Origin of the sequence: Flavobacterium kochi, from assembly GCF_048286715.1 — a bacterium.
In the GTDB taxonomy this organism is placed as follows: domain Bacteria; phylum Bacteroidota; class Bacteroidia; order Flavobacteriales; family Flavobacteriaceae; genus Flavobacterium.
Window position 1 is genome coordinate 39,026 of sequence record NZ_JBLVPW010000015.1, and the last position, 24,653, is coordinate 63,678.

General features: G+C 33.6%; 23 protein-coding genes. 4 read left to right on the forward strand and 19 right to left on the reverse strand.

Going from position 1 to position 24,653, the window contains the following annotated elements; genetic code table 11:
* Positions 1-10 precede the first annotated feature (10 nt).
* Together ACNQGH_RS14040 and ACNQGH_RS14045 are read left to right on the forward strand one after the other, a co-directional pair.
* Entirely contained in the window at positions 11-904 is an 894-nt protein-coding gene (locus tag ACNQGH_RS14040) for a hydroxypyruvate isomerase family protein (protein WP_417956645.1), read from the forward strand.
* 22 nt (positions 905-926) lie between these two features.
* Positions 927-1,802, forward strand: a complete 876-nt coding sequence (locus ACNQGH_RS14045) for a sugar phosphate isomerase/epimerase family protein (RefSeq protein ID WP_417956646.1) — start codon at positions 927-929, stop codon at positions 1,800-1,802.
* 232 nt (positions 1,803-2,034) lie between these two features.
* Here the strand turns inward: ACNQGH_RS14045 and ACNQGH_RS14050 are convergent, their stop codons facing one another.
* From ACNQGH_RS14050 to ACNQGH_RS14125, 16 genes are all read right to left on the reverse strand, one after another.
* A complete protein-coding gene (locus tag ACNQGH_RS14050) occupies positions 2,035-3,690 on the reverse strand; it encodes a M1 family metallopeptidase (RefSeq protein WP_417956647.1) in 1,656 nt (551 codons plus the stop codon).
* A gap of 53 nt (positions 3,691-3,743) precedes the next feature.
* Positions 3,744-4,958 (reverse strand): ATP-grasp domain-containing protein, encoded by a 1,215-nt coding sequence (locus tag ACNQGH_RS14055; RefSeq protein WP_417956648.1) that lies wholly within the window; start codon positions 4,956-4,958, stop codon positions 3,744-3,746.
* Between the two features lie 3 nt (positions 4,959-4,961).
* Positions 4,962-6,395 carry a leucyl aminopeptidase family protein gene (locus tag ACNQGH_RS14060; protein ID WP_417956649.1) on the reverse strand — a complete coding sequence of 478 codons (1,434 nt, stop codon included), beginning with the start codon at positions 6,393-6,395 and terminating at the stop codon, positions 4,962-4,964.
* Between the two features lie 54 nt (positions 6,396-6,449).
* The gene (locus ACNQGH_RS14065) at positions 6,450-7,583 is read right to left on the reverse strand and encodes an alpha/beta hydrolase (RefSeq protein WP_417956650.1); all 1,134 of its coding nucleotides are present in this window, start codon (positions 7,581-7,583) and stop codon (positions 6,450-6,452) included.
* A 139-nt stretch (positions 7,584-7,722) separates the two neighbouring features.
* Complete coding sequence (hisIE, locus tag ACNQGH_RS14070) at positions 7,723-8,322, reverse strand: bifunctional phosphoribosyl-AMP cyclohydrolase/phosphoribosyl-ATP diphosphatase HisIE (protein ID WP_417956651.1); 600 nt, start codon at positions 8,320-8,322, stop codon at positions 7,723-7,725.
* 45 nt (positions 8,323-8,367) lie between these two features.
* Positions 8,368-9,123: an imidazole glycerol phosphate synthase subunit HisF gene (hisF, locus tag ACNQGH_RS14075; RefSeq protein WP_417956652.1), complete on the reverse strand. Its 756-nt coding sequence runs from the start codon at positions 9,121-9,123 to the stop codon at positions 8,368-8,370.
* Positions 9,124-9,146: 23 nt separating this feature from the next.
* A complete protein-coding gene (locus ACNQGH_RS14080; protein WP_417956653.1) occupies positions 9,147-9,452 on the reverse strand; it encodes an NIPSNAP family protein in 306 nt (101 codons plus the stop codon).
* 20 nt (positions 9,453-9,472) lie between these two features.
* Entirely contained in the window at positions 9,473-10,198 is a 726-nt protein-coding gene (hisA, locus tag ACNQGH_RS14085; RefSeq protein WP_417956654.1) for a 1-(5-phosphoribosyl)-5-[(5-phosphoribosylamino)methylideneamino]imidazole-4-carboxamide isomerase, read from the reverse strand.
* A gap of 36 nt (positions 10,199-10,234) precedes the next feature.
* Positions 10,235-10,816 (reverse strand): imidazole glycerol phosphate synthase subunit HisH, encoded by a 582-nt coding sequence (hisH, locus tag ACNQGH_RS14090; protein WP_417956655.1) that lies wholly within the window; start codon positions 10,814-10,816, stop codon positions 10,235-10,237.
* Positions 10,817-10,874: 58 nt separating this feature from the next.
* The gene (locus ACNQGH_RS14095; RefSeq protein WP_417956656.1) at positions 10,875-11,462 is read right to left on the reverse strand and encodes a GNAT family N-acetyltransferase; all 588 of its coding nucleotides are present in this window, start codon (positions 11,460-11,462) and stop codon (positions 10,875-10,877) included.
* A 40-nt stretch (positions 11,463-11,502) separates the two neighbouring features.
* Positions 11,503-12,639 (reverse strand): bifunctional histidinol-phosphatase/imidazoleglycerol-phosphate dehydratase HisB, encoded by a 1,137-nt coding sequence (hisB, locus tag ACNQGH_RS14100; protein WP_417956657.1) that lies wholly within the window; start codon positions 12,637-12,639, stop codon positions 11,503-11,505.
* A 553-nt stretch (positions 12,640-13,192) separates the two neighbouring features.
* A complete protein-coding gene (hisC, locus tag ACNQGH_RS14105) occupies positions 13,193-14,248 on the reverse strand; it encodes a histidinol-phosphate transaminase (RefSeq protein ID WP_417956658.1) in 1,056 nt (351 codons plus the stop codon).
* Positions 14,238-15,530 carry a histidinol dehydrogenase gene (gene hisD / locus ACNQGH_RS14110; RefSeq protein ID WP_417956659.1) on the reverse strand — a complete coding sequence of 431 codons (1,293 nt, stop codon included), beginning with the start codon at positions 15,528-15,530 and terminating at the stop codon, positions 14,238-14,240. Before hisD ends, hisC begins: the two co-directional genes overlap by 11 nt.
* A 103-nt stretch (positions 15,531-15,633) precedes the next feature.
* Complete coding sequence (gene hisG / locus ACNQGH_RS14115) at positions 15,634-16,491, reverse strand: ATP phosphoribosyltransferase (protein ID WP_417956660.1); 858 nt, start codon at positions 16,489-16,491, stop codon at positions 15,634-15,636.
* A 288-nt stretch (positions 16,492-16,779) separates the two neighbouring features.
* Positions 16,780-17,286: a DUF2231 domain-containing protein gene (locus ACNQGH_RS14120; RefSeq protein ID WP_417956661.1), complete on the reverse strand. Its 507-nt coding sequence runs from the start codon at positions 17,284-17,286 to the stop codon at positions 16,780-16,782.
* Positions 17,287-17,357: 71 nt separating this feature from the next.
* Positions 17,358-18,476 carry a VIT1/CCC1 transporter family protein gene (locus ACNQGH_RS14125; protein WP_417956662.1) on the reverse strand — a complete coding sequence of 373 codons (1,119 nt, stop codon included), beginning with the start codon at positions 18,474-18,476 and terminating at the stop codon, positions 17,358-17,360.
* 210 nt (positions 18,477-18,686) lie between these two features.
* Here ACNQGH_RS14125 and ACNQGH_RS14130 point away from each other — a divergent pair, with 210 nt between their 5' ends.
* Positions 18,687-20,786, forward strand: a complete 2,100-nt coding sequence (locus ACNQGH_RS14130; RefSeq protein ID WP_417956663.1) for an LTA synthase family protein — start codon at positions 18,687-18,689, stop codon at positions 20,784-20,786.
* 66 nt (positions 20,787-20,852) lie between these two features.
* Here the strand turns inward: ACNQGH_RS14130 and ACNQGH_RS14135 are convergent, their stop codons facing one another.
* Complete coding sequence (locus tag ACNQGH_RS14135) at positions 20,853-21,851, reverse strand: zinc dependent phospholipase C family protein (protein WP_417956664.1); 999 nt, start codon at positions 21,849-21,851, stop codon at positions 20,853-20,855.
* Between the two features lie 96 nt (positions 21,852-21,947).
* Between ACNQGH_RS14135 and ACNQGH_RS14140 the strand changes: the two genes are divergently transcribed.
* Positions 21,948-22,679 carry a YoaK family protein gene (locus tag ACNQGH_RS14140; RefSeq protein WP_417956665.1) on the forward strand — a complete coding sequence of 244 codons (732 nt, stop codon included), beginning with the start codon at positions 21,948-21,950 and terminating at the stop codon, positions 22,677-22,679.
* Positions 22,680-22,700: 21 nt separating this feature from the next.
* Here the strand turns inward: ACNQGH_RS14140 and ACNQGH_RS14145 are convergent, their stop codons facing one another.
* Positions 22,701-23,678 carry a YeiH family protein gene (locus ACNQGH_RS14145; RefSeq protein WP_417956666.1) on the reverse strand — a complete coding sequence of 326 codons (978 nt, stop codon included), beginning with the start codon at positions 23,676-23,678 and terminating at the stop codon, positions 22,701-22,703.
* Between the two features lie 75 nt (positions 23,679-23,753).
* The gene (locus tag ACNQGH_RS14150; protein WP_417956667.1) at positions 23,754-24,650 is read right to left on the reverse strand and encodes a LysR family transcriptional regulator; all 897 of its coding nucleotides are present in this window, start codon (positions 24,648-24,650) and stop codon (positions 23,754-23,756) included.
* Between the last annotated feature and the right edge of the window lie 3 nt (positions 24,651-24,653).

Consider the following 24,653-nt stretch of genomic DNA (forward strand, 5'->3'; position numbering starts at 1 on the left):
AACAAAAAATATGAGCACAAATTTAAATAGAAGATCAGCTATAAAAGGAATTCTCGCTGGAACAGCAGCGTTGAGTATTCCCTCTGGATTTTCTGCTTTGGCTATGCCAAAAAACGAAACAAAAATAGAATCAGGTATGTTAAAAGGAAAAATAAATCACTCTGTCGCCCGATGGTGTTTTAACGATTTTGATCTTGAAACTCTTTGCAGTGAAGTAAAAAAAATAGGAATCACCGGAATTGATTTAGTTGGCCCTAAAGACTGGCCAACATTGAAGAAACATGGTCTTGTTTCTACAATGTGCAACGGAGCCGAAATTAATTTGGTTGATGGTTTCAATGATGTTAAATTCCATGAAACGCTAATAAAGAATTATACCGAAATGATTCCGCTAGTGGCAAAAGCAGGATATAAAAATCTAATTTGCTTTAGTGGAAACAAAAGAGACAAAACAGATGAAGAAGGTTGGAATAATTGTGTAATTGGTTTGCAAAAATTAATTCCATTGGCAGAAAAACATAATGTGACGCTGGTAATGGAGCTGTTGAACAGCAAAATTAACCATAAAGATTATCAGTGTGATAAAACACCTTGGGGAGTAGAATTGGCAAAACGTTTAAATTCCGAAAATTTCAAGCTGCTGTACGATATTTATCATATGCAAATTGATGAGGGAGATGTAATTAGAACCATTAGAGACAATCATCAATATATTGCACATTTTCATACAGGCGGCGTTCCTGGACGAAATGAAATTGACGAAACACAGGAACTCAATTATATGGCAATAATGAAAGCAATTGCAGAGACTGGTTTTAAAGGATTTGTTGGACAAGAATTTATACCCAAAAATCCGGACAAAATCGGTTCCCTGAAAAAAGCTATTTCTATTTGCGATATTTAATTAATCTTAAAAAAAAAAAAAAATGATCAAAAGAAGAGATTTTTTAATAAACAGTGGTTTGGCTTTGGGAGCATTAGCGATAGCCCCTTCATTTGCCTTTGCAACCAAGAAAAAAAATGTAGGTTTACAACTTTACTCTTTAAGAGAAGAATTACCTAAGGATGTTAAAGGTACTTTGGAAAAAGTAGCTAAAGCAGGTTTTACTGAAGTTGAAACCTTTGGTTTTTCCGCAGAAAAGGGATATTTTGGAACATCGGTAAAAGATTTCAAAAAGATTCTATGTGATAATGATTTGAAGGCTCCTAGTGGGCATTACGATTTCAGTAGCTACATAAAAGATAATTCAACTGATTTTTTAAAAGCTACAATTGAAGCGGCTAATGAACTTGATAGTGAATATGTAGTGGTACCATGGCTATCTCCAGATTTACGTGGAAATGGCGGCGATGATTATAAAAAATTAGCGCATAAGGTAAATAAAGCGGCCGAACTTTGTAAGGCTTCCGGTTTAAAATTAGCCTATCATAATCATGATTTTGAATTCACGAAATTTGGTTCTACTACAGGTTATGAAATTTTATTGAATGAAACGGATAAAAAATTAGTGGATTTTGAATTGGATTTATATTGGGTAGTCCGTTCCGGAAATGATCCATTAAAACTATTTAAAGAAAATCCGGGACGTTTTAAAATGTGGCATGTAAAAGACATGGACAAAGCAAAACCAGAATGGAATACCGAGATAGGAAAAGGTGCTATTGATTTTAAAGCCATTTTTGCTCAGGCTAAACTTTCGGGTATGAAACATTTTTTCGTTGAACATGAAACAAATTATTATCCAAATCCTATGGAATCCGTAAAAACAAGTTGTGCTTATGTTAAGGAGCATTTACTCTAAAAACTAGCATTGACATGCACTTGATTGCATAAAAAAAGAAGTTTTCAAATTCATAAAACTGCAAAGTTTATGGCTGTTTGAAAACTTCTTTTTTATTTTAGTTTACTAGTAACGATAGGAGTTTAAAAACTACCTTAAATTAATTATTAAAAAATATTTAAATTAGTGGTATCGGATTCCGTTTTAATAAAAAGAAAAAATAGGTTGTATTAACTTTTTTATCACACTGTTTTTACTCCGTTATATTAAACCCTGCTACATAAAAATTTTTATCTATTTCTAGTTTAGGATTTTCAGTTTTAGATCGGGTACTCTTCCATTCTATTTCCGGTTTCAGTAATTCTTCATCTCCATTCAATGTTACTTTTAAAGGCATATTGAATCCCGAAACACAATTTGTCCAACGATAACCCAACTGATTATCTTTGAAAAAATATTCTAATGTTGGAATTCTCGTATCACGCAAATATTGATTGAAGAATGTATTTAAATCAATTCCAACGTTTTGGCTTAAGTACTCTTCAATTTGTTTCGTAGTAACCGTTTGATGATAAAAAGTACTGTTCAAACCTCTTAAAATAGTTCTCCATTTAGCATCATTATTTACAATTTGGCGCAAAGTGTGCAGCATATTTGCCCCCTTATAGTACATATCACTCGAGCCCTCATTATTGACATCATATTTTCCGATAATAGGTTTATCGTTTGCAATATTTTTTCTAATGCCCCTTACATAGGTATATCCTGCTTCCTTACCGTAATAGTATTCTAGAAATAGACTTTCAGAATAATCTGTAAAGCTTTCATGTATCCACATGTCAGCAATATCCTTATAGGTAACATTATTGGCAAACCATTCATGTCCTGATTCATGAATAATAATGTAATCAAACTTTAAGCCCCAACCCGTCCCACTCAAATCTCTTCCTAAATATCCGTTTTGGAAACCATTGCCATACGTTACGCTACTTTGATGTTCCATTCCTAAATAAGGAGCTTCAACCAGCTTGTAACTATCTTCATAAAATGGATACGGTCCAAACCAATGCTCGAAAGCTTTCAACATTCGTGGCACATCTTGAAATTGCTTTTTTGCTTTAGCCATATTGGGTCTCAAAACATAGTAGGTACAATCTAAATCTCCTTTTTCGCCTTTATATTTCTCGGAAAAAGTTACATAATCCCCTATGTTGATATTTACACCGTAATTATTGATAGGATTTGACACAAACCAATTGTAAGTTTTGGTTCCATCTTTCATTTCTTTTACGCTTTGCAAGCGACCATTAGAAACATCCATCAAACCTTTTGGAACATTTACGCTGATCAGCATGCTCTCCACCTCGTCATACATATGATCTTTGTTAGGCCACCATACGCTAGCTCCTAATCCTTGACAAGAGGAGGCAATAAAAGGATTGCCACTGCTGTCTTTTTTCCAAGTTATACCACCATCCCAAGGTGGATTCACGGCAACTTTAGGTTTTCCACCAAAAAATACCGTAAGTTCTTTTGTTGAACCTATTTTTTGAGGTGCAGTCAATTCAATAAAAAAAACATTTCCTTCCCTTTTGTATTTTAAAGCTACACCATCTTGAACGACTTTGTAAATCTCCATAGGATGCTGCAGATCAATTTGCATGATGTTGTATTCTTTCAGCACTAGATATTTCATGGCATTAGTACCTATAACAGTACTATCCGAAGGATTTACTTTAACGTCCAAATGATAATATTTGACATCCCACCACATTCTTTCTTTTGTAATACTTCCTCTCAATGAATCCTGTCTGGTAAAAACTTGTTCTTTCTTTCCAAGAAGACCTTGTGCATTTATACAATTAAAAATAAAAAATGTGATAATAACAGTACTGAAATATCTTTTCATGAATTTGAAACTTTGATATAAAATATAAATTATTTTTTAGAAACAAGTGAACATTAATGCAACTTAGAAACCGAATTTTGTTGCGCGACAGCTGTAAAATCAGCAGCTAAACGATTTCCATAATCTTCTAATAACTCCAGGATTCTTTCCTGTTTGTCCGATTTTACAATCAGCCCTGCATGATATTCCAGTGGGACTCTGAAGCAAACTTCCTGATTTGAAAATGAAGATAAATCGGGGTGTTGGAATTTGGACAAAGTCAAAACGATTCCGGCATATCCTTTTTTTATTTTTGGTAAAGTGTATTTCGTTTCTTTTACCAGGGCATCTTCAATTGCTGCCCACTCTTTCCATAAATTAATATTGGAAGCTTCGGCAACCATTTCTGCCAAATGCGCTCCTCCTACTCGGGACGAAGTTTCGAGAAAATAGATTTGTCCATCTTCTTTGCATTTAATGAATTCTGTATGAGCAGCACCATGTTTTAGTCCAAAGTCTTTTAGTACCTGTTCATTTATCTTTTTAATGGCTTTATCATCTTCCGAATTGTATGGGATATTTGCACTGCGAAAAACACCTCCACCTTGTGAAATTTCCATTGGTGTCGCTAAATATTTTGAAGTTAAACTAAAGATTACTTTACGATCCGAAATCAAACTATCACAATGATATACATCACCAGGTTTGAATTGCTCTAATAAATATTTGAATCGATTATTCCCCATTTCATTAATATGGATCCATAAACGCTCTTTGTCATATACCTTTATAATCCCCATTGCGGAAGCTTCAGAGCGCGGTTTCAAAACCCATGGAGCTTGAATCGTATCGGCAAAAGTATTGATGTCATAATCATTAAATAAGGAACAAAAAGCAGGAATTGAAATGCCGCAACTCTTGGCTCTCATGCGCATGGCAAGTTTATCTCTAAAATAACGTCCTGTACTTTGTCCCATTCCATCAATACGAAGATTTTCCCTTAGATAAGTTGCTTTTTCCACATCATAATCATCTAAAGCTACAATGGCATCAATTTTCGTGGACTTCATGAAATTTCCAACTCCTAATAATAAATGCTCTAAATTCCAGTCGACATCTTGCCCTTCCATATAAAAAATTTCATCAATATATTGATGTGGCCATGGTTTGTCTCTCAGTTTTTCACTTGTCACTAAATAAACTTTGTTGCCTGATTTTTTTAAATTAATTAAAAAATCGGCACCCTTAAAATAATTTGAAATACAAAGGAAGGTTTTAGAGTTTTCCATACGTTATAAATTTTCTATGAACTTAGTTAATAAATGAACTCCATATCCTGTTGCATGCTTACTTTTAGCAAATTCATCATCGCCAAATGCTACGCCTGCAACGTCAAGATGCGCCCAAGCTTTGTGCTCTTGGGTAAAATATTCCAAAAATTTAGCAGCACTTATTGCTCCAGCAACTGGTTTTCCGCTATAATTTTTTACATCGGCAATATCACTTTCAATATCTGATTTATAAACATCCCAAAGTGGTAAAGGCCACAAACGCTCTCCAATTGCATCTCCGGCTTCTTGCAATTTCTTTGCCATTTCTTCGTTATTCGTAAACAAAGCACCGCATTCATAGCCAAGAGTGCTAACGCTGCTTCCGGTAAGTGTGGCAATATCAACAATATATTCCGGTTTGAAATTCTTAATCAAATAGGATAATCCGTCAGCTAAAACGAGTCGGCCTTCTGCGTCTGTATCAATGATTTCTATCGAATGTCCGCCATAGCTGTGAATCACATCACTAGGTAAAAAGGATTTACTGTCAACAGAGTTTTCTGCACAAGGAACAATTGCAGTAACTTTTACAGACAATTGCAAATCGGCTATAAGTTGCATCGCTCCCAAAACTGCTCCGCCGCCAGCCATATCGCATTTCATATGAACCATTCCTGCCGTTTTTATATTTAATCCGCCAGTATCAAAGGTTATTCCTTTTCCCACCAATCCAACATGTTTTATATGTTTTTCTTCCACATTGGGAGCGTAATTCATAATGATAAATTGAGGTTCGTTTTCACTTCCTTTTCCTACAGCCAAAAATGCTCCAAGACCTGTAATTTTTGAAGCTTCATATCCAAGAACTTCTACTTCAAATCCATATTTCTCCCCAGTCTCTTTAGCCCAATTTGCTAAATATTTTGGATTAATTGTATTAGGTGGTAAATCAACCAGATTATAGGTTGCTAATTGCGCCTTGGCAATTTTGATCCCTTTTTTCGCGGTAGCTAAATAATCCTTTTCGGAAACTAAATTTAATGTGAAATCAGGATCCAAGAAAGGATGCTCAATTTTTTCCGATTTAAAATGACCTAAATCATAGGTCCCTAAAAGCAAACCTGAAATCATGGCTTCAACCTGATCCTGAGTAAATTGTTCAGGTATAACTAAAGCTACATTTGCACTAAAATTTTCCTTTTGTTTAGATGAAATACGACGAAAAATAGTTTTCATAGATTTATAGTCTGCCGTTTTTCCTAAACCAATAAACATATAAACGTTATTATTCTTTTCTGCTAAATAAAGGGTGTCTTTTTTAGCAAAAAAAACTTTAGATGCAATTTCCAATCCATTGAATGCGATGGGAATGATACTTTTTGAATAGGTTTCAAAAGCCGGAATTAAAATTGTCCCTGAAAAATTATCTAAGTTTACTACTGTATTTGTTTTCATTTGTTCTTTTAATTTTTTTTCGCTTATTGATTGAAGACGCTATACACTGCGTATCTATATTTTTTTTGTATTAAAAAATAACCATTCTACTGCCTTAGGAAATTCATCACTCCAATAGGTTTCGCTATGTTTTCCTTGTCTATTGATACTTAAATTAATCTTCGATTTGTTTTTTACAAATTCACTTGAAATCAAATCATGCTGAAACTTTTTTACTTGCTCAATCATTGTTGCACTTTCATCTCCACCTGCATACAAATACATTTTTGTATCTGCTGAATTGGCTTTTTCTGCATTAATTTTTAACTCTGGAACGACCCAAAGGGATGGTGAAAAAATCATTAATTTCCCATAAACTTCGGGATTTCTCAATCCACTAAAAATACTAATTAATCCACCCATGGAGCTCCCTCCGATTCCGGTGAATTCCCGTTCTTTTTTGGTTCGAAAATTACGATCTACATATGGTTTTAACGTGTCTGTTACAAATCGAATGTATTTTTTACCCTGACCTTTCCCTAATACTGTTTTGCCAACATTGTATTCTTTTATGCGATCTTCTTTGGCGTGTTCTATCGCGATTATTATAATTTTTCCGATTTTATATTCTGACATAACTGCCAGTTTTTTATCAATTTCCCAATTACCAAATTCGGCTGATTCATTAAATAAATTTTGTGCATCCTGCAAATACATAACCGGATAACTTTCACTTGAATTGTCATAATCATGAGGCAGTAAAGCCCAAATCTTTCTTGTTTTGCTGAGCTGAGGAATTATGAATTCATCTGAAATCAACTGAACCTGTGGCAAAAAAGATTGTTTAAACGGTAACCAGTTTTTTCTCCATCTGGAAACGTGCTCTTTCTGGACACCAGTATGATTGCGTGTTGAACGGTTTTCAGTACGATTTCCATCGCTGTCAATTTCGACTTCACTCCAGTCTCCTTTCGTAAATTTATACAAAAGCTCAACAGGATAATCAAAATCATGTCGGAATTTGTAATGATATAAACCAATACTGATCTTCTCCATCATAAATCCCTTCTCCTGAGTGCGCCAAGTATTGAAATTTCCTGAAATATAAACCGGTCTAGCGTCATCTTCGTCAGTTGTAAGGATTATATGTAGCCCTGTATTTAGTACTGGATTATTTAATTCTTCGGTAAATGTGGTATTATGATTCATCACTTGTATTGTACTACTTGTATTTTAAAAATAAATAGTAAATATAGTGGATTGCAATTTGAAATAAAAGAAAAAAGAAAACCCAATAGCAAATGAATTTGCAATTGGGTTTGTATTTTGTAAAATTATTTAATCTGTTTTACTTTTGACGACTTTTTAAAACTTCAACAACGTCATTTAACTTAAATCCCTTGGCTTGCAATAAAATAAGGTAATGGAAAAGCAAATCAGCACTTTCACTCAAAAACAAATCATCGTTTTCATCTTTGGCTTCAATAACCACTTCAATTGCTTCCTCACCTACTTTTTGGGCAATTTTGTTCATCCCTAATTCAAACAATGAAGCAACGTAGCTTTTTTCTGAATCAGCATTTTCTCTTCGCAGTTGGATGGTGTCCTCTAAATTTGAAATAAATCCATAATCCGGTTCATTTTGGTCAGCCCAACACGTATCAGTTCCCTTATGGCAGGTTGGTCCTTCCGGTTTTACCTGTATCAATAAAGTGTCGTTATCACAGTCGTTTTTAATGCCAATCAGATGCAAAAAATTGCCGCTTTCCTCCCCTTTTGTCCAAAGTCTCTGTTTCGTACGACTATAAAAAGTTACTTTTTTAGTATCAACTGTTTTTTGATATGCTTCGGCATTCATGAAGCCAAGCATCAAAACCGTTTTGGTTTCACTATCTTGAATTATGGCAGGAATTAACCCATCGGTATTTTTTGAGAAATCTATATTCATAATTTTTGTCTAAAGTTTTAAAGGCGAATATTCTAAGAAAATGAATTAAATTCGGACTTCAATATTATTATTTTTAAGCTCTTTTTTTAATGTTTTGATTTCAATTTCTTTAAAATGAAATACACTTGCGGCCAGTGCTGCGTCTGCTTTACCTTCTAAAAAAGCATCAACAAAATGTTGTATGTTACCTGCACCGCCAGAAGCGATTATAGGAATATTAACTAAGTCCGAAAGTTTAGTCAAAGCTTCATTTGCAAAGCCGTTTTTAGTTCCGTCATTGTCCATGGAGGTAAATAGGATTTCGCCAGCACCTCTTTGCTCTACTTCTTTGGCCCAATCAAACAAGTTCAATTCAGTTGGCACTTTTCCTCCCACTAAATGAACGATCCATTGTCCATCGATCTGTTTCGCATCAATCGCAACAACAACACATTGACTTCCAAATTTTTGTGCCAAATCATTAATCAACTGTGGGTTTTTAACAGCAGATGAATTAATAGAAACTTTATCCGCTCCGTTTTGCAATAATACTTCTACATCACTAACCGATGAAATTCCACCGCCAACAGTAAATGGAATATTAATAGTCGAAGCGACTTTACGTACCAAATCAATTAATGTTTTTCTTCTTTCTTCCGTTGCCGAAATATCTAAGAAAACCAATTCATCAGCACCTTCATCCGAATATATTTTCGCCAATTCGACAGGATCTCCCGCATCACGCAAGTCAACAAAATTAACACCTTTTACGGTTCTTCCATTTTTTATATCAAGACAGGGAATAATTCTTTTTGTAAGCATTTTATTTATTGTTAAAAGTCTTTTTATTCAAATACCGGACGTAAAAAGGTTCTCTCATAACTCAATATACATTTCGTATCTTCTGCAAGCTTAAAGGCCTCTTTACATTCTTGATCTTTCAAAATCAGTGTTCTATAATTTTCATATTCTGATAAACTGGAAAACGAAAACATTGCAAATGCTATGTTATTAGCTCCTTCAGAAGGCATAAAATAACCATGATGCTGTCCTCCAAAACGATTAACTAATTTAATCCATCTTTTACCATAATCTTCAAAAACATCCAATTGAAAAGGATCTATCGTGTATTTTAAATAACAAGTTACCATTTTTAATATTTCGAATTTAATTATTTGCCAATAATATAATTTTCCAATTGTTTCAACGAAATTCTCCCTTCGTATATTGCCTTGCCTATGATTGTTCCTTCACAACCCAATTCAGCTAGTCTTGGTAATTCGTCAAAAGCAGAAATTCCTCCTGAAGCAATCAATTTTATTTCTTTGGCTTCCTCTAAAATTTTAGCGTATAAATCAAAAGAGGGTCCTTCAAGCATACCGTCTTTGGCGATATCAGTACAAATTACATACTGAATCCCTTTGCTTTGGTAGTCTTGTATAAATGGAATCAGATCTTCGTTTGAATCTTCTAACCATCCTGAAACAGCTACTTTTTCATTGTTGGCATCTGCTCCCAAAATAATTTTATTGAAACCATATTCTGCAATCCATTTTTCGAATATCGCTCTATTTTTTACAGCTATACTTCCACCGGTAATTTGATTGGCACCACTCTCAAAAGCAATTTTCAAATCGGAATCCGATTTTAATCCACCACCAAAATCAATTTTCAATTTGGTTTGTGTAGCAATTTGCTCCAGTATCTTATAATTGACAATTTGGCTTGACTTTGCTCCGTCCAAATCAACCAGGTGCAGGTATTCTATTCCGTGTGCTTCAAATGATTTTGCTACTTCAAGCGGATTTTCATTGTATATAATTTTGGTATTGTAATCCCCTTTTGATAGGCGAACGCATTTTCCTTCTATGATATCTATTGCGGGTATTATTCTCATTATAATTAGTTTGAAAGTAAGTCTTAAAGACGCAACTTAAAGTTTTAAAAAATTAGCCAAAATTTGTTCTCCAATATCACCGCTTTTCTCAGGGTGAAATTGTGTTCCATAGAAATTATCCTTCTGCAAAGCGGAGGCATATTCCACTTCATAATCTGTTGTAGCAATAGCTTCGAGACAATTTGGAGCATAAAAACTGTGTACCAAATACATATATTCGTTTTCATTAATACCGCTAAACAATGGAGATTTCAAATTGTATATTTGATTCCACCCCATTTGTGGCACTTTTACCTTTGGCGTGAATTTTATCACATCAACATCAAAAATCCCCAAACCTTTTGTATTCCCTTCTTCCGATTTATTACACATCAATTGCATGCCCAAACAGATTCCCAAAACGGGTTGTTTCAAGGTTGGAATCAACGAATCCAAACCACTTTCTTTTAGCATTCGCATTGCATAACTTGCTTCTCCGACACCTGGAAAAATAACTTTATCAGCTGCTTTAATTTCTTCAGAGTTATTACTCAAAACCGCTTTGAATCCCAATCTTTCGATAGCAAACATAATGCTTTGAATATTTCCTGCGCCGTAATTTATGATTACTATTTTCATGTTTTTTTACTCCTAACGTGCTTTCAAAATTTTGTTAGCGTTGTCAATTTTATTATTACTATAGATATTCTGAAAAATATCTCTCTTTAATATTCTTCCAATCTTCTTTTATAATGCTGTAATAGACATCATTCTTGCTATTTCCCAAAGAATCAATATAATTATTTCTAAAAATTCCTTCTTGAGTAGCTCCAAGTTTTTCTATTGCCTTTTGAGATTTAATATTTTCTAAATCAGCACTAAATTGAATTCTTCTTAAACCAATTTGCTCAAATCCGTATTTAAGCAACTCCAATTTACATGCTTTATTTAAGCCTGTTCCTTGAAATTTTTTGCCATACCATGTCCAACCGATTTCAAGTTTTTCACTTTTAAAATTTATATTACCAAAACTAGTGCTTCCTGCAATTTCATTGGTTAATTTGTCAATAATCAAAAAAGAATAAGCTGTTTTTGAATGTTTTTCAAGCGTATCTTTGATATAATTGTTAAAATCATTCTCTGTACTAATGTACATCCCCATATACTCCCAAATATCATTATCGAAAATTATAGTTCTTAATTCTTCCGATTTTTTATCCAAAAACGGAATTAAAAGCACTCTGTTATTTTCCAGTTGAATTTGTTTATTCAAAAAATCTTTCATTATCTAATTAATTTTTAATATTTTATCCAAAACAGATTTTTTAAAGCATTCCTTTTGTTGATGGTAAAATCATTTTTTCAGTATCACGCTTTACGGCTACTTTTATTGCTTTTGCAAAAGCTTTAAAAATGGCTTCAATCTTGTGATGTTCGTTCGTTCCCTCCGCTTTGATGTTGATGTTGGCTTTAGCACCATCGGAGAAAGATTTAAAGAAATGATAAAACATCTCCGTTGGCATTTTTCCTACCATCTCACGTTTGAATTCAGTTTCCCAAATCAACCAGTTTCTACCTCCAAAATCAATAGCCACCTGCGCTAAACAATCATCCATTGGCAAACAAAAACCGTAACGTTCGATACCTAATTTGTTTCCTAACGCTTTTGCAAAAACTTCACCCAGAGCAATTGCCGTATCTTCAATCGTATGATGTTCGTCCACTTCTAAATCTCCTTTTACAAGCACTTCTAAATCCATTTGTCCGTGACGCGCAATTTGGTCCAACATGTGGTCAAAAAAAGCAATTCCCGTTTCGATTTTGCTTTTTCCTGTTCCGTCAAGGTTCAACTTGATATAAATATCCGTTTCATTCGTTTTTCTTTCTATCGAAGCCGAACGTTCCTCTAATTTTAAAAACTCATATATTACTTTCCAATCTGTAGTTTGTAAAGCGATAACGGAGTCGAGCTCTTCTCTTTTTGAAGCAATTTCATTGCCTCCCAAAGCTTCATCTGTATTGATAAAAATAGCTTTTGAACCCAAATTTTTCGCCAATTCAACGTCAGTTATTCGATCTCCAATTACGAATGAATTTCCTAAATCATACTCCGGATTATCAATATATTTTGTCAACATTCCGATTGCAGGTTTGCGAGTCGGTGCATTTTCGTGCGGAAATGTTTTGTCAATTAATACTTCTTTGAAAACAACCCCTTCGCTTTCAAAAGCTTTCATAATTAAATTATGAATTGGCCAAAAGTTAATTTCCGGATGAGAATCAGTTCCCAAACCATCTTGATTCGTAACCATTACGAGTTCAAAATCAAGTTCCAAAGCAATTTTACCAAGGTATTGAAAAGCTTTTGGATAAAATTCTAATTTTTCAAAACTGTCTAATTGATAATCATGTGGTTCCAAAACCATTGTTCCATCACGATCTATAAAAAGTATTTTTTTCATATGTGTTTTATGTTGTTTTTTTTAATTTGACACCAATGTTTGCCTACCAAAGTTTCCTTTAGATGCTTAACTTCGGAATGTGTTTTTTGTCAAATTGTATTTTTTTTAAGATTAACGTATTGTAATCCTTGTGTTCATTTGTTTTTATAAAAGGATAAGAAATTGTAAATTTTCATATTCGTGCTTTAAAAAAGTATTCCTACTTTTTCTTGCGACAGGTGTTTGTGCTTATCCAGTTTTACTCAATTTCATACACAGATTTATTGTTCTAGTAAAAAAAACGAGCTTATATTTATCTTTACAACTTTTGTTAGACAAGAGTTGTTTTCTACCATCATTCAGAAAATCAATCTCTTTTCGTCTTTTTGCCTTTCTCGTCAGTAACCACAAGCATCCGTCGCATCTTACTGAAACATACTTAATCGAATTCAATTGCAAATTTTCCAAATGTCAATTTACTATACTAATTTACGCAATATATTCACGCCGCGGGAAAAACTCATGGGTGTTTGCGTGCCCTAAATCATGGTTATTTCATATATAATTATTTAAACTATGTATTCAGGTTTTGTAATGCTGCTATTAATTTTTTATTTTCCAATTCGGTTCCAACGGTCAAACGCAAACAATTATTGCATAGTGGTTGGGTTGTTCTGTTTCGAATTACAATTCCTTTTGCAATCAATTCGTCATACCTCTTATTGGCATCATCCGCTTTTATCAAAATAAAATTGGCTTCTGTTGGATAGATTTTTTTTACGAAACTCACATTAAGTAATACTTTAAGTAAGGCTTCTCTTTGTTCTACTATAGATTCAATCTCAGCTTTTATATTTTCTGAATTGTCTAATCTGTCCAAAGCTCTTTTTTGGGTCAGTTCATTTACGTTATAAGGTGGTTTTATTTTATTCAAAACTGAAATTACTGCTGCGGATGCATAACAAATTCCTAATCTAATTCCTGCCAAACCATACGCTTTAGATAGTGTTTGTGTAATGACCAAATTGGGATATTCTTCTAATTTATTGATCCAACTTTCCTTTTTTGAAAAATCAATATATGCTTCATCAATTACAACCAAACCATTGAAGTTTTTCAACAAGTAGGTCACGCTTTTATCTGAAAAAGAATTTCCAGTTGGATTATTCGGAGAACACAAAAAGATGATTTTAGTGTTTTCATCAACAGCTTCCATGATTTTCTCAATTTGTGGTTGAAAATCTTCTGAAAGTAAAATTTCTTTATTTTCAACTGCATTGATATTAGCCAAAACGCCATACATACCATATGTTGGAGGTAAGGTGATTACATTGTCCGTTTTTGGTTCACAAAAAGCTCTGAATAATAAATCCAATACTTCGTCACTTCCGTTTCCTAATAAAATTTGATTCGCTTTGACATTTTTTTGTTTGGCCAAAATCCCCTTTACACTCATTTGTTGTGGATCCGGGTAACGATTTACACCACTTTCAAACGGATTTTCATTGGCATCCAAAAAAATCATATCCGCGGTATCAAAATCCTCAAATTCATCACGAGCCGAAGAATAAGGTTTTAATTGCTTTACATTTTCTCTAACTAAATTATTTATGTCGAAATTATTTTCCATCTTCTATCGCTTTTAATCGTAATGTAATTGCATTTTTGTGTGCTTGTAATCCTTCCGCTTCTGCCATGATTTCAATGGCTTTACCTATGTTCTGTATTCCTTTTTTAGTTATCTTTTGAAAAGTCATTGCTTTGGTAAAACTATCGAGATTTACACCGCTGTAGTTCTTTGCATAACCATTTGTAGGCAAGGTATGATTAGTTCCTGAAGCATAATCTCCAGCACTTTCAGGCGTATAATTACCTATAAATACCGAACCTGCGTTGTGAACACCATTACTGTAAAAATCATCATACTGCGAACAAATGATAAAATGTTCCGGGCCGTATTCATTGATTAATTCTAAGGCAATTGTATCGTCTTCCACAAAAATCAATTTAGAATTGGCAATGGCTTTTTCTGCAATGCTTTTTCTAGGAAGTAAATCCATTTGAATTTGGATTTCGTTTTCAACGGCATCAATTATTTTTTTTGATGTTGAAACTAAAATAACCTGACTATCAGCTCCGTGTTCTGCTTGTGATAATAAATCAGATGCCACAAAAGCTGGAACCGCACTATCATCTGCAACAATCAATAATTCGGATGGTCCGGCAGGCATATCGATTGCCACGCCAAATTGAGTAGCCAATTGTTTGGCAACAGTTACAAATTGATTTCCTGGGCCGAAAATTTTATACACTTTAGGAATCGTTTCCGTTCCAAAAGTCATTCCGGCAATTGCTTGAATTCCTCCTACTTTCAAAATTTTGGTTACACCACATAAATTTGCTGCATATAAAATAGCCGGATTTATATTTCCGTTTTTGTCCGGAGGTGAACACAAAACAATTTCGTTACAACCTGCAATTTTGGCAGGAACAGCAAGCATTAAAACAGTAGAAAATAATGGAGCTGTTCCTCCTGGAATGTATAATCCAATTTTTTGGATTGGTCTTTTTTCCTGCCAGCAATTTACTCCTTCAATAGTTTCTACTTCTACTCTTTCTGTTTTTTGAGCAGAATGAAATCTTTTTATATTTGTCTTTGCCAGTTGAATAGCCTCTTTTAATTCAGAAGAAATAGATGCAATAGCCTGGTCAATTTCAGCTTTAGAAACCTCTAATTTTTCTATTGACGCACCGTCAAAGAGAGAAGTGTATTTTGCGACGGCACGATCACCTTTCTTTTGTACCTCCTTGAAAATTTCTTTTACTGTTGCTTCAATATCATCAACCGTCTTAGTAGGTCTTTCTAAAATGGAAGACCAAGTTTCTGGTTTTGGATTGTATATTTTATTCATCTTATGTATACTTTAAGCCTTAAGTTAAATCCTTTAGGCTATTTCACAATTACTATTTTACTTTCAGTCCTGGCTTACAGCTTTTAGCCTGTGGCCTAAAGCCTTACAAAACCATTTTCTCAATTGGACAAACTAAAATTCCTTCGGCTCCAGCTTCTTTCAACTGATCAATAACATCCCAAAAACTGTCTTTATCAATTACTGAGTGCACGCTACTCCAACCTGGTTCCGCTAATGGCAAAACGGTAAGACTTTTTAATACAGGTAATATTTTACCGATAGCTTCTATCTTATCGTTAGGAACATTCATCAAAATATATTTTGATTTTCTGGCTCTCAAAACAGATTCAATTCTAAATTGAAGCACGTCAATTATTTTTTGAATCTCTGGAGTAACTTTTGGCGAAACAGCTAAAACTGCCTCACTTTTCAAAATCACCTCTACTTCTTTAAGATTATTTTTAAATAAAGTACTTCCACTTGAAACAATATCTACTATAGCATCCGCTAAACCTATATTTGGTGCAATTTCTACAGATCCGGAAATTTGGTGTATATCCACAGTCAAACCAAATGAATTAAAGTATTCGTTAACCGTATTTGGATAAGAAGTGGCAATACGCATACCATCTAAATCTTTGATTGATGTGTATTCAAATGTTTTTGGAACAGCAACAGAAACTTTGCATTTTGAAAAACCCAGTTTTTGAGCAATTTTAATGTTTTTTCCTTTCTCTACCAAAAGATTATCTCCTACAATGGCTACATCTACAACTCCATCAATTAAATATTGAGGGATATCTGAGTTTCTAAGATATAAAACTTCCAATGGAAAGTTGGTTGCTTCAGCTTTAAGTTGGTCATTCCCATTGTTTATGGAAATCCCGCAATCTTTTAGAATTTGAATGCTGTCTTCGTTTAGACGTCCTGATTTTTGAATTGCAATTTTTAGTGTACTCATTTTTTGTTTAGTTTTTGCTTTTTGTTTAGAATATTAGATTGAGTACAAATTTTAGGCAATAAAAAACCCGCTTGATGTACTCAAACGGGTCTTTAGTTTATGATGATTTACAACATAACATTAACACATCGCTTGAGAGCAATAATGAAAATGATGATGATGTAATTTTTTTGTTAACATGTTTTATATAATTGTATTGATCTTAAATTCTTCTGCAAATATAAGAGATAAAACTTTTATAATCCAATTTTAAATTTAACTTAAAGCTGTTTTATTGTTAAATTAATACTACCTATCGTATTCTTTTGGCTCTGATTCTTTTGAACCGGCAGTTCCTTTTTCTGAATCCGTGCTGTCTTCTCTTATTTCAGTGTGGCGGATTTTACCCCCGGAAATACCAACTAAAGTTGTTAAATAGACACCTATAGCTGCTACAATAACCGCTGCAAAAGAAATAAATTTTGCTTTAGCATGATTTTTTATATTTAAAATTATACCTAACAGTGAAATGGCTCCTAGTAAATACAATACAATTGCCAGCTTTTCTGCGATTTCTTCGTGTTTATGAATTATTCTTTTCCCAATATTAGGCAGGTCTTCAACCATTTCCTCCGCTCCTTCACCAGTTCCAATACTAAATGCTGCAAAAATAGCTGCAACAATGAATACAGCATAAGCGGTGTTTTTTACTGAATTGTTCTTTAAAATTATTCCCGTTATTAAAATACCAAGTCCTAAAATCGTTCCGACAATTGGAAAATGGTTAACTACCAGGTGTAAATGTGCGTCATTCATAGTATAATTTGTTTTAAGGTTAAAAAGTCTACTGTATGCTGTCAATTGTTTTTCGAAACCGATTATTTGTTTTATCCCGCCAGTGAAACGCCAATTAATGACCCAATTCCATACGTTACTGCAGCGGCGGCCAGCCCAAAGGATACTTGTCTGAGCCCAGAGAATACAATGCTTTTTCCAGTTAATAAAGTTATGGCAGCCCCTATTCCAAAAAGACCGATAACTGAGCTTCCAAGACTCAATAAAATTGCGTTTTTTCCATCTAAAAATATAAAAGGATATAATGGAATAATTGCTCCGATAGAAAAAAGAACAAAAGATGCAATGGCCGCCTCCCACGCTGAACCTCCTAATTCTTTTTTGTCAATTCCCAGTTCCTCCGTAATGATTGCATCTATTGCCGTTTGCGGATTTTCAAATGCCTTTTCAGCTAATTTTTTAGCCTCTTCAATATTCATGCCTTTGGCCTGATACAACAATACAAGTTCTTTTTTCTCTTCTTCGGGTGACGCTTGCAGTTCTTCTGTTTCTAAGTCAATTTGACGTTGGTTTAATTCTCTCGAGCTTTGCACCGAAAGCCATTCGCCTAAAGCCATTGAAATCGCTCCCGCCAAAAGTCCTGCAATCCCTGTTAACAATATTGTATTGTTAGAAACTGCTGCACCGGCAACTCCCATGACCAAACTCATATTAGAAACCAATCCATCATTAGAACCTAAAACTGCAGCCCGCAAAGCATTACCACCAACAGACCTATGTCGACTTTCAAATTTTGACAAAAAGCCGCCGGAAATGTTCAGCGCTTCATTATTGTTTACGGCCTCAATAATATTAAGGTGATTGTGTTCAAAACCTGTTGGCTTCTCCCCGCTTTTAATTTTGTTTTTTACTGAATTGACAGCAAATTGTTTTTCTATACTTGAAAGGTTGCTAATAATAGAAGTGTAACCAAAAAATTTACCCAGTTTCAATTGAAATTTTGCCCTTGAAGATGGCAAAGGCATCTTATAATCCGGATCGATGGTCAATACTTTATCCAGGATATGCGTAGCATGTCCTTTTTCTATATCTGATAAACCTCGTAAAACTCTTGTAAGATTGTCATCTGATTGAATTGCGGCAATACTATCATACAAAAAGGAAGTATCTACTTCCGTTTGTAATTGATCTTTTAGTACATTTAAATCCATATTTATTCGGTCTCTATTAAATCCACAATTTTCACAATATATTAAAAGTAATAAAAATAGGAAAAAATACACCTTAATACAAGCGTTAAGATTGGTTTAATGCAAAAGTAAAATCAGATCAATCTTACTATGTGCCTAAGCTGAAATATCTGTATCCTTTAAATGCTTTTATTGTTTCAAATTAGTATTTTTGTAAAAAAACAACTCCTAATGACGCTTTCAAAAAAGTTTTCCCCATTTTACAATCTTATGATTTTTTATACTATTGTAAGTATCTTTCTAAGAATAGTATTACTCTTTCATCCTATAACGCAGAGCTCATTTGGGTTTCTCGAGATTGTTAAAATATTTGGTTTTGGATTTATCTCTGATTTTTTCATTTTTGTTTTGGTCAGCGGTTTTTTATGGCTGTATCTTATTTTCATATCGAATTCAAAATACTTAAAGCCATATGGTTATATATTTTTCGGGCTATTGGTTGTCTTATTGCTTTATGTTTCTTTTGGCAATACTATTCTTAATGAATATGGCGGGGCATTACCTGCAATTGGAATAGCTTTTATCGCCATAAAAACCATTTTGTTTGGTTTATTACTTTTTCTGCCAAAATATCGAAGCCAAATTAGATTCTGGTTGTTCTCATTTGTCATTTTCTTCTATGTTGTTTTGATTTTGCAAAATGGAATTAGTGAATACTTTTTTTGGAACGAGTTTGGCGTAAAATACAATTTCATAGCCGTAAATTATTTAGTTTATACCAATGAAGTAATCGGCAACATCATGCAATCGTATCCGGTAATTCCAATATTTAGTGCATTATTTGTTATAGCAGGTTTAATAACGTATTATATTGTAAGACGTTCAAAAAATTACATTGAAAGCATTCCAACTTTTTTACAGAAAATACAATTATCGGGAATTTATCTTGCTTTGTTTGGACTTTCTTTATTGGCAATACCTTTTTTGTCAGCTCAGGAAAACTCACCGAATATTTTTGCAAACGAATTAGAGTCGAATGGCATTTATAAGTTCTTTTTAGCATTTAAAAATAGTGAATTAGACTATTTAAAATTCTATAAAACACTTCCCGAAAAAGAAGCTTACACCTTGTTACAAGAGCAGATTCCAGGCATTTCAGCAACCACTTCCTTACGAAAAATTCAAAGTGACACTACCGAAAACCATAAAAATATAGTATTAATAACCATCGAAAGTTATAGTGCCGATTTTATGAAAATGTATGGAAACGATCAAAACCTTACTCCCTTCCTGGATAGTTTAGCTACACAAAGTTTGTTGTTTACCAATCTTTACGCCGTTGGGAATAGAACTGTTCGTGGCCTTGAAGCTGTTACTTTGTGTTTCCCTCCTACTGCTGGTGAAAGCGTAGTAAAAAGAGAAGATAATAAAAACAAATTTTCGACCGGAAACATCTTCAAACAAAAAGGATATACTGTAAAATATCTTTATGGAGGGGATGCTTTCTTTGATAATATGGAAGCTTTTTTTACCGGAAACGGTTATGGAATTGTGGATAAAAAAGCATTCGCTCCCGAAGAAATTACTTTTTCGAATGTGTGGGGTGTTTGTGACGAAGATATGTACAACAAAGCAATCAAGGTAATGAATGCTGAAGCAAAGGAAAACAAGCCGTTTTTTAATCATATTATGACCGTCAGCAACCACAGGCCCTTCACCTATCCGAATAATAAAATTGATATTCCCGGAGATGCTAAATCTCGCGACGGTGGCGTAAAATATACTGATTTTGCTATGAAAAAATTCTTCGAAATGGCAAGCAAACAACCTTGGTTCGCTAATACTGTTTTTGTCATTCTTGCGGATCATTGTGCTTCGAGTGCAGGAAAAACAGAGCTTCCGGTTGATAAATACAGAATTCCGGCGATGATTTACAGTCCAGGTTATGTTCAGCCAAAACAATACACGAATTTGATGTCACAAATAGATATTATGCCTACGTTATTGGGATTGTTACATTTCAATTATCAAAGTAAATTCTACGGTCAGGACGTTTTAAAAACAGACTATAAACCTCGAGCATTAATTGCAACGTATCAGGATTTGGGGTTAATAAAAGATAATGTTTTAACTATTATTTCACCTAAACAACAAGTGAAGCAATTTCAATTAACATTAAAAAAAGACCAAAAAACAGCACCCGATTTCCAAATTTATTACGATCAAAATCCTCTGATAAAAGAAAGAACCGATTTAGTAAATCAAACCATTTCGTATTACCAAACAGCTTCGGATATGTTAAAGAAAAAGAAGTACCAAAAAATTAATTAGTGTAAAAAAAGGGATGAGATTTAAATTAAATCTCATCCCTTTTTTATTCTATTCTGGATCTAAAATTTATTCCTTCTCGTTAACCAAGCCAAAAAGCTGTCCTTTTTTAAACAATCGGGAATCCTGTTTTAAACCTCTTTTATTGCGTTTAGTAAGTGCTTCAGTATCTAAATTATTTAAATCTGGTTTTCCAGCATTTACCCATGCGGTATACCAAAAACTAGCTGTAGCTGTAATTGCTTTTTTCATTTGATTTTCAACCATACCTTTCAGCTCTTGGTGAAATTTAGTTGCATAATCATCCGAATATAAAACCCCATTGTATTTGTTTTTTACAATATTTCCTGCATCATCAATGACATACATTTTATTTTCCGGGGTTGCTGTTCTTAATTTTTTATCAGCTGCCAATAAAGTTGCTACTAAGCTATGGGTATCAAAAATAATATCCCAAGTGGCTTGGTCAACATTCTCAATATATTTTCCTTCTTCAGCATTTAATTTATAGCTCTTAACAAATAATTCAGGCAAACGGCTTTCCCAAAGGGAATGAATCCCTTTTTGATTGGTATTTTGACCATCATGATTATCTGATGTATGCAAAGGCATGTGTGCATCTCCTATGTAATGTCCAAGTTCTGCTGCAATAAATAAGATTTCGTTTTTTCTTTTTTCTTTGAAAGCTTTAGTTAATTTACCCATCATTTCTTGAATATACCAAGGCAAAGTTCCATTTTTTGATAAGAACTTTTCATCGTATTTTTTCTTTGCTGCTTCCATTGTTTTGGGAAAACTATCAACACTCCCAAAATTTTCCATATCAAAATAATGACGTGGACCTTCCGCTTTGTCATTCAAAATGGATTTTCTTAAATCTGGAACTGTTGATTCCTGAGTTATAAAATCGATATGATTATAGAAAAAAGTTTGCAGTGGTTTTGGAAGAGCCATTACCGCCGCTCTATTAATTCGTTCATGACCAACAATTCCCCACGACAATAGCAAAAAAGCAATTCCAATGGTAAATAACCCAATAACTCCGGGTCTAATTTTAAAATTTTTCATTATATTTATATATTAGAAGTGCAAATGTATTTTTTTTAAATATAATTCAATTAAATCTGCTTTAAGATTATGTTAATTTAAAGAAATTAATTAGAAATGTTTCGTCACAAAGGAAAAAACAGAACTTTTATTCACAATTTACGTTTGGCAATCTTATTATCCTTCGTGGCAGGTATCGTTAACATTACCGGTGTTTTGGCGGTAAAAACGTTGACGACAAATGTCACGGGACATTTTGCTTATTTTGCTGAAGAATTGATGCTTTACAATTATTCTGCGGCGATAACCTTTTTCGTTTTTACTATATTTTTCTTGATTGGCGCTTTTACTTCTAACTTTTTATCAGAATTAGTCTCGGGGAAACATCCTGATTTGTCTCATGTTGTGCCAATTTCTTTGGAGATTTTGGTTTTAACTGCCATTGGCATTTTTGGAGCCCCATCCGACATTTCTGTTTTTGGAGGTAAAATGATTGCTTTTTTTATGCTTTTTGCGATGGGACTTCAAAATTCTTTGGTTACAAAAATATCGCAGTCGACCGTCCGAACAACACATTTAACAGGTCTTTTTACCGATTTAGGAATAGAATTATCACAATTGTTTTTTTATAAAAAAGTGGATGAAATAAAAAAATTGAAAACGAGTATTTATTTACGTTTTTCAATTATTTCCTTTTTCTTTATGGGTTGTGTGTCAGGAGGATTTATGTATCAGATAATTGAATTAAAGACGCTTTTAATCGCTTCTGTTTTTCTGTTTGCAGCCCTTTTTTATGATTACTTGAGACTTACCTATTTTGCTATCAAAAGAAAAAAAAATCATCATTGATACGCTTTTGAATTGATCCTTCTAATTAAAATAGATAATAGTTAACAATGTTCCAACTGCGATAAATATCCAAAGCAAAATACCTTGAAACAATGGTTTTACTCCAACTGATTTCAAAATATTCCTGTTCAGTCCTGCTCCAATCAAAAACAAAGTTAATGTGAGTCCAATTTTGGCAATTGAAACCAAATAGGAAGCCATTAGGGCTGTTTGAGGAACATAAGTATTCATTGTCATCGCCAAAACAAATAATCCAATAAAATACGGGGGTTTAATTCTGCTAGATTTGTTTTTGAAAACAAAAGCTGTAAGTAAAGCTACCGGAATAATCCACAACGCTCGGGCTAATTTAACAGTGGTGGCAATTTGCAGTGCTTCGGGACCAAATTTACCGGCAGCACCAACGACAGAACTGGTGTCATGAATGGCAATGGCGCACCACAATCCAAAGTCCTTTTCTGATAAATCCAACCAATGGCCTACAGCTGGAAATAAAAATAAAGCAACCGAATTTAAAATAAATATAACTCCTAGTGCAATGGACGTTTGTTTTTCATCTGACTTGATCACCGGGGCAATTGCTGCAATCGCACTTCCGCCACAAATTGCTGTTCCGCAAGAAATCAGATGAGCCGTTTTATTTTCAATTTTTAGCCATTTTCCCAGAAATGTTCCTAAAATTAAAGTACTCAAAATAGACGCAATAGTAAAGATAAAACCTTCTTTACCCGCTGATAAAGCATTGTTGACATTCATTCCAAAACCTAATCCAACAACAGAAACCTGTAGCATAATGTTCGTTGCTTTATGATTCAGATGTAAAAAAGGATGTCCCGAAAGATTAGCAACAATCAATCCTAACAATAAAGCGATTGGCGGAGAAACAATAGGGGTCGCACAAAACAATAACAGCGCAACAAAAACGACCTGCTGCTGTATTGTACTTACTTTGAAAAAAAGTGGCACTTGTTTAAGAATTACTTTTTGATTTGATTCCATTAAAAACTAATTGAATTATTACCCTACAAAGGTGAATCGATTAATCTGAATTAACCAATCGTAAAAAACAATCTTCTATAACTTTAAATTATAATAGCTTGATATGTTTTTTATAAATAATTCGGATAACGCATCAACTTTTCCCTGCAAAGTGATAATATAAAAAAAGCGTTCAATTACAAAATTATCAATATCAAGAATAATCAATTCGTTATTTTTTAGCTCTTTTTCAATAGCATGAATAGAAATAAAAGCAACACAATCGGAATTCATTAAATAGGACTTAATACTTTCAGGACTTCCCAACTGCATTTCAATTTTCAACTGCGAAAGATTAATTCCAAAAGTTTTTAATGCATGTTCAATAACTTCAAGTGTTCCAGAACCGTGTTCCCGGGTTACAAATCTCAGGTCTTTCAAATCCTCCAATGTAACTTGTTGTTTGTTTTTCACAGCATTGTTATTATTGCAAACAAGCACTAATTCGTCTTTTAAAAACTCTGTGTATTTGATCGACTGATTTTTAGATTGTCCTTCGACAATTCCTATTTCAATCTCTTTATTCAGTAAGGCCTTTTCAATCTGCTCTGTATTTCCATTCAGTAAATTCACTTTAATATCCTGCATTTTTTGATGAAATCGGGCCAAATGAGGTGGAATTATGTATTGAGAAATTGTGGTACTGGCTCCTAATCGAAGCAATCCCTTTTGTTGATTGATAAGCGCACTCATATCAAAATCAATTTCTCTATAGACTTCAAAAATGCTTTTAGCATGCTGCAGTAATACTTCACCAGCCTTAGTAAGAGAAATTTTCGAAGCGTTTCTTTCGAAAAGTTTGATTTTATATTGTTCTTCTAACTCTTGAATATGCTTAGAAATAGCAGGCTGCGTAATGAATAATTCCGTTGCCGCTTTTGTAAAACTCAATCTATTGGCGACCGTAAAAAATACTTTTAATCTAAAATCCATGAT